We start from the raw sequence: 14,093 nt of genomic DNA, 5'->3' as shown, positions 1-14,093 counted from the left end.
ACGAGGCTAGCAATCATTACCAGGATCAATCCAATTCGACGCACAGCAATTCACCAGGCGGGCGATAGGGCGACGATAGCAGATTGCCCCGAGGCATGAACGCTCCTTTTGGCAATAGTGTTGATTTGGATCAAATAGAGTGTCATGCAGGGTATCAATCGGGCTCAACTGGTAGCTCCGTTTAACCGGATTTCTCAAGCTCGTAGGGTTCGCACCACCCGCTAGGCGCGCTAGCACAAGACCGGCCTCGCTAGCCGTTCAGTCGAGCCCCAAGTAGGAATTGGGGGCCTGGTCAAACATACTGTTGCTTAGGCGAGATGCAGGGGCTGCCTGCTTCGAGTAGGCCCAATCAGGCACCAAAAGCGAATTCTATAATCGCTCTATAATCACTTTATAATCGACTATAAACCAGATTCTAGAGCGCCCGGCGCTGCCTAAAAAGCCGATCAGTTGCTGTATGCATGTGTCACTTAGATACTGCATACAAGGAGCCCGAAGGAGAGGTGTTTGATCGGGGAGAATGCGCTACCTAGCAAGCGCAACCCTGTACGATACGGACGTCGACTCAGGCTTCTCTACTTCAAGCCGTTACTATTCATAGAAGAGACCAGGAGCAAAGTTCCAAATTGACTTCCAACAAACAGGTGGAGCCCCACATTGCTTTCCAATGCTGTCAAAGAGCAGTTCGCATCCACGCGGCCCGTGTGTCATACCCTGAAGGTGTCTCCTTGGAGTCTCAAATTTGTCGATTCACAGAAGATGAAGTTTCAAATTTTGCTTCCAAACCGCTCACGAGAGAGGTGTTCAGGTGCTTTCTGTTTCAAATTCACCCGATCACAAGGTAGATTTGGACAGCTAGAGGCACATCTCATCCGACATCTAATTTAACATAATATACATTATGCGAACCAATGGCTTGACCTATTGGCGTTGAATGTCGGGCTCATACTCGGTTTGCGCTTCTAGCGCTATCCGAGAGTAATGCAGGCGCCAAGGATGCTATCGCTCATGACCCGTAATGCACGCTAGACTGCCATGGATAATTTTTCGAGATATAAGAATTAAGCTTATATGACTAAAAGGAATTTTGTTTTTTATCCGGCCTGAACTCGATTTCTTAGCGAAACGTCAGGAATCTCCGGTGGCTACTGGATTTCCTCGAAAACACCTCTAAATCATTCACTTCATGAGAGTCAGTGCTGAAAAAAAATGAGACATATTGCTCGTCGGCTACCTCCATGAAAATTATCGAAGTCCTGCTATATGTTCTCGTCATGGGTTCATGACAACGGAAGTAACGCCAGAGCCCTTCTGTCGAACAGATAGGGATATCACTGCCCATGACGATTTCAGCAAAGGTTTCCTCGCTAGCTCAACCTGTATCCCTCAGCACCGAACGCACCTTGGGTAGTACCCTGTCGCTGAGTGAGAGCAGTAATGTCGCACTGAATCTATCCCCCGACGCCATAGCCAGTTACTCCCGCGACGGCGGTGATCTGGTAATCCGCATGACGGATGGCGAGTCACTTCGCATCACCAACTTCTACGCCGAAGGTCAACCACCCAGCCGGCTTTATCTGGTCAACGCCGAAGATGAGCTGCTGCTGGTCGAACTTGGCCCGGTCTCACCGGAAGGCTTCATGGCTGCCAGCTACGCCTCGGAGGAAGTCGTAGCTGGCTTCGAGTCGCTGACTGCCGCCGGCGCAGCTGCGACAGGTGGGCTTGGCACCACAGGCATGCTTGTGGCGGGTGGCCTGGCTGTTGCCGGAGGTGCTGCAGCTGCCAGTAGCGGAGGTGGTGGCGGAGGTGGTGGTAGCAACGGAGATAACGGCAGTGGCAACCCACCAACCCAACCCGGCTCAGCTACATCACCGAGCAATGTGAGCCTGAGCAGTGATGGCCGAACCATCACCGGTCGTGCCGAACCTGGCAGTACTGTAGAACTTGATATAGACGGCGACGGAGTCGCCGATTACACCGTGCTCGTGGATGTGAACGGCCAGTTCGCTATCAACGTTCTGCAACCGTTGAACAATGGAGAACAGTTGCAGTTGCGGGTACGTCTGGCGAACGGGATCCTGAGCAGTCCGACCACCCTCTCCGCTCCTGACGATATCGCGCCTTTGCGCCCCAGCAACCTACAGGTGTCCACCGACGGTTCCCAGGTCAGCGGTAGTGCCGAACCCGGCAGCACGGTCAGCATCGATATCAATGGTGACGGTCAGCCCGATGCTTCGGTAGTCGTGGGCCCCAGTGGGCAGTTCGTAATTCCACTAAATCCACCGCTGAGCAATGGTGAGACCATCACCGTGGTAGCCAGGGATACAGCAGGCAACACCAGTCCCAGTGTCTCCCTTATCGCACCGGATACCACCCCGCCGCAGCCACCTGTACTGGATGCGAGCAACGGCAATATCGTCACGGGAACCGCCGAGGTCGGCGCTTCCGTGGTTATCGTAGTCGTCGGTAATGTTGCTGTTTCCGTCCCCGTGGATGCGAATGGCAACTGGTCCTACACACCGAACGCTCCGATTCCCGATGGCACCACCATTACCGCCACCGCTCGTGACCAGGCAGGCAACAGCAGCACAGCCGTTTCAGTCGATGTGACTAGCAACATTCCCAATCCGCCCGTTGTTATCGTTGCCAACAGCAATGAAATCAGTGGTACGGGGTTGCCTGGTGCCACGATCGAGATACGCAATGCCAATGATGTGCTGATTGCGCCGGTTGTTCAGGTCGGCGTGGACGGCAGGTGGTCGACGACGCCCACGGGTTTGTCTGCCGATACGCCGATCAAGGTCATGGCAATCGATCAGGGCGCGCCGAGCGCTCCCGCCAATCTGACCCTGGATGTCACACCGCCCAGCGTCAGCGTGATCAATCACACTGCGACCCAGTTGAGCGGAACAGCAGAGCCTGGCAGCAGCGTTCAGGTATCTGTAGGGGGTAGTTCGCTGGGTGTGGTAGTGGTTGATTTGCAAGGTAACTGGAACCTTCTCCTCTCTCCTGCCCAGCCTGATGGGGCACAACTGTCTATCACGGCACGTGATGCCGCTGGCAACGTCAGCGCCCCGCTCACCACGATAGTCGATGCACAACCGCCAGCCGCGCCGACCGTTGCATCGATCACCGCCACCAGCATCAGCGGTACTGCCGAGCCCGACAGTGTCGTGCGACTGGTGGATGACAATGGGCGGGTACTGGGCGAATTGAATGTCGGTCCGAGCGGTGCCTGGAGTTTCACTTCGAGCCCGCCACTCGCTGAAGGCACCGAAGTGACCGTGACCGCTCGCGACCCGGCGGGCAACACCAGCCCGTCCACTACTGTCCGTGTCGACACCACCGCACCAGACGCCGCCACGGTCGATCCCAGCAACGGCACAGTGTTCACCGGCACGGCCGAGCCTGGCAGCAGCGTGACCATCACCGGCCCGGGTGGTGCTCCGATCGGCCAGGTGACGGCCGACGTCAACGGTAACTGGAGTATCACGCCCTCCCCAGTCTTGGCTGATGGCACCCAGGTTTCAGTGGTGGTACGTGATCCGTCAGGCAATACCAGTCCCCCGGTCAGCGCCACTGTCGACCTTACCCCGCCGCCGCCGCCGGTTATCCAGCCCAGCAATGGTGACGAAATATCCGGTACTGCCGAGCCCGGCAGCACGGTGACGATCAATACTGGAGGCGCCCCGCTCTCCGCAGTTGCCGACAGCAACGGCAACTGGAGCGTGACAGTCGTTCCTCCGTTGGCCAATGGCACGGTGATCAACGCCACCGCCACAGACGCCGCTGGCAATGTCAGCGGCCCCTCGGCTAACACCACCACGGACAATACCCTGCCAGATCGACCAACCCTCAACCCAAGCAATGGCAACACCCTTACAGGCACTGCCGTCTTTGGCGAAAGCGTGATCCTCACCGATGGCAACGGTAATCCCATCGCGACCGTCACTGTGGACAGTGGCGGTAATTGGTCTTACACCCCTACCCCCGCTCTCGCTGATGGCACGCAGGTGATTGCCGTGGCGCGAGACGGCAGCGGTAACCTCAGCGCCCCGATCCAGATAGTGGTGGACGCTGTGCCGCCGCCCCCAGCGCAGATCGATGCCAGTAATGGCTCGCAACTGAGTGGAATGGCAGAAGCCAACAGCACCGTGCTGATCACAGGGCCGGGTATCAATGCTCAGGTGACGTCAGGTTCCGACGGCAAGTGGGTCTATAACGCCGGCCCGGGCCTGCCGATTGCCGATGGTGCAACAGTCAGCGTCACGGTGCGCGACGCCAGCGGGAACACCAGCTCGCCCAGCACCAGCGTGATCGATGCAGCCCCTCCTCCTGCGCCGGTGATCGCTGCGAGCAACGGCACACTCCTGAGCGGAACCGCCGAAGCGGGCACCCAGGTGATCCTCAGCACCGTGCCGGGCGGTCAACTGGCCATCGTCAACACCGATGCCAACGGCAGATGGTCGTACGCGCCGCAGCCGCCTCTGGCGGATGGCATCCAGGTGAGTGCTGTAGCTCAAGACGCAGTCGGCAACACCAGCATCAGTGGTAGCACCACCATTGATGCTCAACCTCCGGCAGCTCCGCAGATTTCGCCCAGCAATGGCAGCGAAGTTCGCGGTACCGGCGAGATTGGCGCCACCATCAGCTTGACCAATGCCAGTGGCGCAGTAATCGGGACCACGGTCGTCGATGGCAGCGGTAACTGGGCTCTGCCCCTCACCCCGTCGTTGGCCGATGGCACCGTGATCAGGGCTACGGCCACCGATGCGGCCGGCAACCTGGGACCGGCAGCCACGACGACAGTCGACAGCATTGCACCATCGGCACCGACCATCGACCCGAGTACCGGAGCAACCCTCAGTGGCACTGCCGAGCCGAACAGCACGGTGCGACTCGTCGATGGCAACAACAACCTGATCGGCAATGCCGTCACCGATGCATTCGGCAACTGGACCTTCAACGTCACACCGTCGGCACTGCCCAATGGCACGGTGGTCCACGCCGTGGCAATCGACGCTGCTGGCAACGCCAGCCAACCGACCAGCACCACCACCGACAACGTGGCGCCAAGTTTGCCCGGCATCACTGCAAGCAATGCGACCACTATCGCTGGTACTGCAGATGTCGACAGTACGGTACTGCTGACCCTACCCAACGGCAGCGTGGTGGAGGTACTGGTCGACGCCAGCGGTAACTGGAGCTATTCGCCCAACCCTCCTCTTGCCGACGGCGCGCAGGTCAGCGTATCTGCTCGCGACGAGGCAGGTAATCTGGCCGGGCCAGTGGCGGTGACCATTGATGCCCAACCTCCAGCCCCGCCCAGTGTCGAGCCCAGCAACGGAAGTTTGCTGGAGGGCACCACGGATGCCAACACGGTGATCCTGATCACCATAGGCAACGGTGCCCCCATCCTGGTCACGCCTGGTCCTGGCGGCGCCTGGTCCTATACGCCGAATCCGCCGCTGACCGAGGGCACACAGATCACCATCGTGGCCCGTGATGAAGCTGGCAACCTCAGTACGCCAGTCAATCCGGTCATTGATACCACACCGCCCTCGATCACGCTGGAACTCAGTGACGGCAGCATACTGACCGGGCTCACCGAGGCTGGTGCCAGCGTTGCCATTTCCGTGGGGGGCAGCCTGGTCGACACCGTTATTGCCGGACCGGATGGCCGCTGGACCTATACCCCCACTCCGGCGCTGGCCAACAATAGTGCTGTCAGCGTGGTGGCTAGCGATGCTGCCGGCAATACCGGTAGCCCGGCGACAGGCACAACCGACAATCAGGCACCGAACGTATCCATCGAGCCCACCAATGGCACGACGCTCACAGGCCTCACCGAAGCCTTTGCCAGTGTCACCATCAGCAGCGGCGGCGTTGTACTGGCGACGGTCACCGCAGACAACGCTGGTAACTGGAACTACACCCCAGCGACACCCCTGACAAACAACGCTCAGGTCAGCGTCACCGCGCAGGATGCCACCGGCAACACCAGCGTACCGGCAACCACCACTGTGGACAGCCAGCCCCCGGCGCCACCGACCATCAACCCCAGCAACGGCACCGAGATCGTCGGCAGTGCGGAGCCCAACAGCTCCATCAGTCTGACCTTCAGCACAGGTGCAACAGCCGGGCCGATAAGCGTCAACGGCAATGGTGATTGGAGCTATACCCCCCAACCTGCATTGCCTGATGGCACTACCATCACCGCAATCGCATCGGATGCCGTTAGCAACAACAGTCAGCCCACCAGCACGGTCGTCGATGCAGTGCCGCCACCGAGCCCGGTCGTCCTGCCGAGCAGCGGTACTTCCATCAATGGCACTGCTGAGGCCTACAGCACCATCACCTTGTCGATCGATGGCGTTCCTCTTCCGGGAACCGTCACAGTAGATGCCAATGGTTACTGGCACGTGGAAAACATTGGCCCGCTGGCCAACAACGCGCTCATCGAGGCCTGGGCTACGGATGCGGCGGGCAATATCAGTGTGTTGCCCGGCACGGCCACGGTGGATGCCGATCTGCCTGATCCACCTGTGATCAACCCCAGTCGGGGCAATATCATCACTGGCACTGCAGAGGCCAATACCACGGTCGAACTGACCATAAACGGACAGAGCGTTCTCGTGTCCGTTAATGGCATGGGCGCCTGGAATCACATACCGACTACGCCATTGGGTAATGGTGTACAGGTCACGGCGGTGGTGATCGATGCCTCCAACAACCGCAGCTCCCCCGCCACCCTGGTGATAGATGCAATGCCACCGGCCATTCCAGTGGCAGAGGCGGCCAATGCCACGACGGTCATCGGGACGGGCGAAATCGGCTCCACGGTAGTGGTCAGGCTTGGCGCCACGATCCTGGGTAGCGCCACGGTAGGCGCCGATGGCAAATGGACGATCACCATTGCGACCCAGAGCAACGGTACGCCGCTGGTTGTCGAAGCACGAGACAGTCTGGGCAATACCAGCAACTTCACCGTGGTTGTGGTCGATGCCGTCGCACCGGCCCTGCCTACCATACAGGCCACCAACGGTACCCTTCTCAGCGGCACGGCCGAAGCCAACAGCACGGTCATCATCAGCGTTGGCGGTGTTCAGGTCGGCACTGCCCAGGTCAATGGCTCCGGCAACTGGAGCTTTATCGCCAGTCCACCCTTGTCTGGGGGCAGCACTGTCGAGGTAGTGGCTCGAGACGCGAGCGGCAATATCGGTCCGGCGGCTTCGACCGTGGTGGACGCCACGCCACCACCGGCACCGGTGGTAAACCCGAGCAATGGGTTCACCCTGTCAGGCACTGCTGAAATCGGTAGCACGGTCATTCTGCTGGTCGGCGGCGTGCAGATCGGCAGCGTTCCGACCGATGGCGGCGGCAACTGGATCTTCTCGCCCTCCCCGCGCCTGGCCGATGGCGTGAAGGTGGACATCAAGGCCCAGGATGGCGTTGGCAATATCGGTGCCTCCGCCAGCGTGACGGTGGATGCCGTGGCACCCAATGCCCCGATCATCAATCCAAGCAACGGGAGCGTTATCAGCGGCACGGCCGAAGTGGGTAGCAGGGTCATCATTCGTGACCAGAGCAATCAGGTCATTGCCGACATCACGGTCAACGTCAACGGCAACTGGAGCTTTTCCCCGGTCGTTCCACTGACGCACGGCAGTCTTGTCTCCGTCACGGCAACTGATGCTTCCGGAAACGTCAGCACCGCTGGCAACGCGGTGGTGGATGCCCAAGCGCCCTTGACGCCAACGGGACAAATATCCGCCAACGGCACCTTGTTGACCGGTATCGCCGAGGCCAACAGCCAGGTCTCCATCCTGATAGGCGGTAGCGGCACTCCCATCGTGGTCACGGCCGGTAGCAACGGCGCCTTCACGGTACCGCTGTCACCTGCGCTGATAGCTGGCCAGAGCGTACAGATCAATGCCACCGATGCCGCAGGCAATACCAGCACGGCAGCCCTGGTTCAAGCGCCCAATCTGACGCCGCCAGCCATCGTGGTGACCGAGGCCGCTGACACGTACATCAACGCTGCCGAGATTGCCGATGGCATCCAGGTGCAGGTCGGCCTGCAACCCGGTATGCGCGTGGGCGATAGCATAACGCTCACGTTCCGCGGCCAGGGCGGCTTCACCTTCACCCAGACGCACGTGGTCACCGCCGCCGAAGTATTGGCTGGCAGTTTCTCCACCACGCTCACTCCGTCGGGCGGTATTGGGGCTTATCCGCAAGGCGCCGCCACGGTCACGACTCACGTGAACAATGGCGCGGACGGAGCGCCGGTGAACTTCGTCATCGACACCATTGCACCAGCGACTCCCGTGCTGTCGCTGGTTGGCAGTCTGTTGAGCATATCCGCCGATCCTGGCGTTGCCCTGACGATCACCGTCAATGTCGGAGGCGTGACCGCAACGCAGACGGTGACCGCCAATAACGCCGGCATCGCCTCGCTGAACCTGCTGACCGGTCTCAACATCGGCCTGACCTGGGATCAACTGATCAGTGCGCAGATAGGTGTCTCCGCTCGCGATCAGGCCGGTAACCCGAGCAACGTCGCGCAGATCGGTCTTGGGGCAGGAACCAACCTGCAACCGGTCACTGTCGGTAGTTTTGCCGTCGATGCCAGCCTTAATCCGCTCTCGCCCAAACTAGGCATCACGGGCACGACTGCAGCCAATGCCAGCTTGGTGATCGCCGTGATAACACCGGCGCTTGACGTGACGCTCACGCCAATCCTGGCCAACGCCAGCGGTCAGTTCTCGCTCAATCTGCTCAGCCCCAGTGTGTTAAGTCAATTGGGGCTTAGCATCACCGGCCTGCTCAACCTTGGGCCGGACCTGCAACTGCGGATCACCTCTACCTCGCAGGGTAAACAGAGCGCGACCTACCTCGTGGATCTCGACCCACTGGGTCTGCTCGGGCTGACCATCGGCGCGATCACCGTCACCGGGTCGGCACTGGATGACATTCTCTCCGGCACGGCCACCAGTGCCGAGCGGATCATTGCCGGCGCCGGCAACGACCTGATCCTCAACGTAGGTTCGGCTGATCGTGTGGAGGCAGGCGACGGCAACGACACCATTCAGATCACTGCCACCAACTTCGTCAGCATCGACGGAGGCACTGGTTTCGACACCCTGCTGTTCACCGGTGGCATCGACATCAACTTCAACAGCTTCGCGCTCGGAGCCATCACCAACATCGAGCGTATCGACCTGGGCGTCGGCGACGCTGGCAGCACCATCACACTCACCTCCGCCCAGGTAGACGCGATGACCGACGGTGGCAATACCCTGCAGATCACCGGTGAGGCCAACGACATCGTGCAGGTCAGCGGTGCGGTCTTCCAGAACAGCCAGCTCATCGACGGTATCCGCTATCAGGTTTACCAGTTCGGCAACACCACCCTGCAGATCGAGGAGAACACCGTCCAGGTCATCGTATGAATTCGAAAACCGCTTTCGCCTTTGGCATTGCGCCTGCCTTGCGAAGCACGGCGCTCGTCATGATGTTGGGATTGCATCCAGGGGCGGTTTTCGCCCAGGAACTGGTAGATGCAGTAAAGGCCGGGCTCGCCATTCACCCCGAAGTTCGCGCCATGATGGCGGACCGGGAGCGGGCCGGCACCGAAGTGGAAATGGCCAAGAGCGGCTACCACCCTGCCCTGAGCCTCTCGGCCGGCCCACAGGAGTTCAATTTCGGCGACGTGGTGTATGACGCCACGGTATCGCAGATGCTTTATGACTGGGGGCGGGTCAGAAGCAAGGTCGACCGTGCCACGGCCGCGCATCAGCAGTTATCGGAAAGCCTGCTGGTGACCCGTGACGATGCAGCGCTGGACATCATTGAGACTTACTTCGATGCCCTGCTCGCCGAGCGTCGTCTGGAGGCGGTGCGCCTGCATCTGAACGATCTCGATGACATTCTGCGCATGACCGAGGCCCGTGGCCAGGATGGCTATTCCGACCGTAGCGAGGTGGATCGCGCGCACCTGGAGATGACCCGCGCCCGCGAGCAGCTGGCGATGGAAAAGGGCAGCCTGCAGGAAGCCCGTAACCAGTACCGCGTACTGGTCGGCACCGACCCACAGGAACTCAGCGAGCCCAGGCCGATGTCGATGGCCCGTTATCTGGCAGCCAGCGACCTGTCGCGCATCATTACCCAGTCCCCGCTCTATCAGCGCAGCGTGCAGGACACGGCACAAGCCGAGGCCGAACTACGGGAAACCAAGGCTGCCCTGCTCCCGCAATTGAACCTGGAGGCAACCGCCCTGCGCCGGGAGATCGGCGGCCAACTTGAAAACGACTCCATGATTGCTTTGCGTCTGCGCATGGACACGCTGCAGGGGCTGTCCAACTTTCAGCGCCCGACCGCCGCCCAACAGCGCCTGGAATCGGCACAGTGGAGCCAGGACTCCATGCAGCGCGATATCAGTCGCAAGCTGCGCAACCTGTTCGACACCGAGGAAACCCTGCGCTGGCGTGAAGAATCGCTGCGCCAACAGGTCGGTGAGTCGGATCAGGTCAGCGCGCTCTACCGCGAGCAGTTCGAGGTAGGCCGGCGCGACATCATCGACCTGCTCAACGTCCAGCGTGAGCGTTTCGAAGCCGTGCGCCAGCTGGAAACCCTGCGCATCGAGCGCCTGCGTATCGAATACCGTGCAGCGGCCCAGATCGGCCTGCTGGGCGCTCTGCTGGAGAACCGCCTCAATGACGTCTGACGTTCGCTCGCCCCGGCAGAACAGGGATCATTTGCGCGATGGCCTGGTGTTGCTCTGTCGGGAGCTTGGCCATCCGCTCAGCGAGAACGAGCTGGTCGATGGCTTGCTCATGGAACAGGGGCGCCTGCCCTTGCGCCTGGCACCCCGCGCCCTACGCCGGGCGGACATCAATGCACGTGTCGAAACCGGCCAGCGACTGCACGAGCTGAAAGGCTACCTGCTGCCGGCCTTGCTGCTGCTCAACGATGGTCGCAGCGCCTTGCTGGTGAGCGTGCAGGACGAACAGGCCGACCTGCTTCTGCCGCAAAGTGGTGGTGGTCACGAACGCATCGCGCTGAACGTGCTGGAGCCGATGTTCAGCGGTGTCGTGGTATTCGCCAAACCCCGCTATCGCGACGACGGCAGGGCCGGCGACCTGGCTCAGGGGCAGCAAGAGCACTGGTTCTTCGGTGCGATCAAACAGATGCGCCGTTCCTACCTGGAGGTGGCCGTCGCTGCCATGGTTGCCAACCTGTTGGCCATCGCTTCGGCCTTGTTCGCCATGCAGGTCTACGACCGTGTGGTGCCCAACTCGGCCTTCGATACCCTGTGGATACTGGCCAGCGGCGTAGCTCTGGCCATCCTCCTGGAAAGCGTGCTGCGCGTACTGCGCGGCCATCTGCTCACCAGCATGGGCAAGCGCATCGACCTGCGCCTGTCGACCCTGCTTTTCGAGCGCGCCCTGCAGACCCGTCTGGCTGCCAAGCCGGCATCGGTTGGCGCCTTCAGCTCGCAGATTCGTGAATTCGAGTCGGTACGCGAGTTCTTCACAGCCTCCAGCGCGGCGGTGATCAGCGACCTGCCATTCGTGGTGATCTTCCTGCTGATCATCGCGGTAATCGGCGGCCATCTGGTCTGGGTGCCCGTCATCGCCGTGCTGCTGATGCTCCTCCCTGCCCTGTTCGCCCAGGGTCACCTCGCTCAGCTGTCGCGGCAGAACCTGCGTGAGGGCGCGGTGAAGAACGGCATCCTGCTGGAATCCATCGAACACTTGGAAACCGTCAAGGCTGCACGCGCCGAGGGGCGCTGCCTGAAACTCTGGGAAAACCTCACGGCCCAACTGGCGGGCAGCTCGGTAAAGACCCACAACCTGACCTCGGCGCTGAGCTATGGCGTCAGCCTGGTACAGCAGATGTGCTATGTCGGCGTGGTCGTGTTCGGGGTCTATCGCATCAGTGACGGCCTGCTCACCATCGGTGCCCTGATCGCCTGCTCGATCCTCTCCTCGCGCGCCATCGCGCCGTTGTCACAGAGCGCATCGTTGCTCGGTCGCTGGCAGCACACCAAAGTCGCTCTGGAAGGGCTCGACCAGATGATGAGTGGCCCTGTGGAACGCACGGCTGGCCGCAGTTATATCCGCAAACCCCGGCTAACTGGCGACTACAAGGCTCAGGCACTGACCCTGGCGCACGGCGAAGGCCCGACGGTCGTCGATGTTCAGGCATTGCACGTACGTGCGGGGGAGCGCATCGCACTGCTTGGCGGCAACGGCGCAGGGAAATCCAGTTTGTTGCGTCTTTTCGCCGGCCTTGTCGACTCGAGCTCCGGTCGACTGCTGCTCGATGACGTGGGTATCGAGCAGATCGACCCCAGCGACCGCAGGCAGAACATCGGCTACCTACCGCAGGACGTCGCGCTGCTCTATGGCACCCTGCGTGAGAACCTCAACCTGGAGAATGCCGACCTGAGCGATGACGAGCTGTTCGAGGCGCTCGACGGCGTAGGCCTCGGTGAATGGGTGCGTAACCATTCGCTGGGGCTGGACATGCCGATCCAGGGCAATGCCAGCCTCTCCGGTGGGCAGCGCCAGGCAATCGGTCTGGCCCGCGTGCTGCTGCAGGATCCGCCGATCGTGCTGCTCGACGAACCCACCGCGGCCTTCGACCAGACCAGTGAGAAACACGTGCTCGAGTACCTGCGCGAGTGGCTCAAAGGCAGAACCCTGGTACTGGTGACCCACAAGAAAAGCATGCTCGAACTGGTCGAACGAGCCATCGTCATGCGTCAGGGTCGGGTGATCATGGACGGTTCGCTGGATCAGGTGGTGCAGGACAATCGCGTGCAGTCGCCAGCGGATGCGGCTGACGCCAAGGAGGCCATCCATGGCATCTGACGAACGCCTGCGCCGCACACTGGAAGACCCGCTGCTCAGCGCCACCCACCCGGTGTTCCGTCCGCTGATGTGGACGATCCTGTTCACTGTCGGTGCCTTCATAGCCTGGGCGATCTGGGCTGAACTGGACGAGGTCACCCGTGGTGATGGCCGCGTAGTGCCATTCAGTCGTATCCAGAAGATCCAGAGCCTGGAAGGCGGCATCCTCGACCGCCTGCTGGTCGGCGAAGGTGACATGGTGCGTGCCGGTCAGCCGGTGGTGCGCCTGGACGAAACGCGTTTTCGCACCTCCTACCAGGAGACGGTCAACCAGGCCCAGGCCCTGCGCGCGACCATCGCTCGCCTGGATGCTGAAGTGCTCGACCATGACAGCATCGGCTTCCCGGCCGGCATCGCGGCAGACAGCGCCCTCGCCCGCTCGGAACAAGAGCTTTTTCGCTCACGCCGCGCCAAGCTCGAAGACAGTGTGCGCTCGCTCAATCAGCAGATCGGCCTGGCCCAGCGCCAGTTGAACCTGGTCGAGCCGCTGGTGGCCAAGCGTGCGGTGAGCCAGATGGAGGCGCTCAAACTCGGCCAGGAAATCGCCGGGCTACGCGGCAAGCTCACTGAAGTGAAAACCGCCTATTTTCAGGACGCCTATACCGAACGTGCCAACAAGCAGGCCGAACTCAGCGCTTTGGAGCCGATCATCCTGCAGCGCGAGGATCAGTTGCAGCGCACCGAGATACTCTCGCCGGTCAACGGCCGCGTGAATACCGTCCTGATCAATACCCGTGGCGGTGTGATCCAGCCTGGCGAGCCGATCATGGAGGTGATCCCGATGGAGGATCGCTTGCTGATCGAGGCCAAGATCAAACCACGGGACGTCGCCTTCCTGGTGCCAGGGATGTCAGCCAAGGTCAAGATCACAGCCTACGACTACAGCATCTACGGCTACCTCAACGGCACCCTGGAGCAGATCAGCGCCGATACCATCTCCGAGGATACGCTGCAGGGCAAGGAGTTCTATTACTCGGTACTGATCAAGACCGATGGTAGCCAGTTGATGCGCGGCGGCGAAGCGCTACCCATCATTCCCGGCATGGTCGCTGAGATAGACATCCTTTCCGGCAAGCGCAGCGTGATGAACTACCTGTTGCGACCTCTGGTGAAAGCTCAGTTGTACTGACTGGCGCACTTGCAGTCGTTGCTTGGGCTGGCTGCCAGGAACTC

General features: G+C 60.9%; 4 protein-coding genes. All 4 read left to right on the top strand.

Annotated features, from left to right (window positions below):
- Positions 1-1,340: 1,340 nt before the first annotated feature.
- Genes RTH74_RS10020 through RTH74_RS10005 form a run of 4 tightly spaced genes read left to right on the top strand, consistent with a single transcriptional unit; the run spans position 1,341 to position 14,049 of the window.
- A complete protein-coding gene (locus RTH74_RS10020) occupies positions 1,341-9,455 on the top strand; it encodes an Ig-like domain-containing protein (protein WP_316914575.1) in 8,115 nt (2,704 codons plus the stop codon).
- Positions 9,452-10,729: a TolC family protein gene (locus RTH74_RS10015; protein ID WP_420713153.1), complete on the top strand. Its 1,278-nt coding sequence runs from the start codon at positions 9,452-9,454 to the stop codon at positions 10,727-10,729. Before RTH74_RS10020 ends, RTH74_RS10015 begins: the two co-directional genes overlap by 4 nt.
- Positions 10,719-12,881, top strand: a complete 2,163-nt coding sequence (locus RTH74_RS10010) for a type I secretion system permease/ATPase (protein WP_316914573.1) — start codon at positions 10,719-10,721, stop codon at positions 12,879-12,881. Before RTH74_RS10015 ends, RTH74_RS10010 begins: the two co-directional genes overlap by 11 nt.
- A complete protein-coding gene (locus tag RTH74_RS10005) occupies positions 12,871-14,049 on the top strand; it encodes an HlyD family efflux transporter periplasmic adaptor subunit (RefSeq protein WP_316914572.1) in 1,179 nt (392 codons plus the stop codon). The genes RTH74_RS10010 and RTH74_RS10005 overlap by 11 nt, the downstream gene beginning before the upstream one ends.
- Positions 14,050-14,093: the final 44 nt, after the last annotated feature.

This window comes from Pseudomonas sp. zfem001, assembly GCF_032621725.1.
GTDB lineage: Bacteria > Pseudomonadota > Gammaproteobacteria > Pseudomonadales > Pseudomonadaceae > Aquipseudomonas > Aquipseudomonas sediminis.
This window is presented reverse-complemented; position numbering and strand designations above follow the sequence as displayed.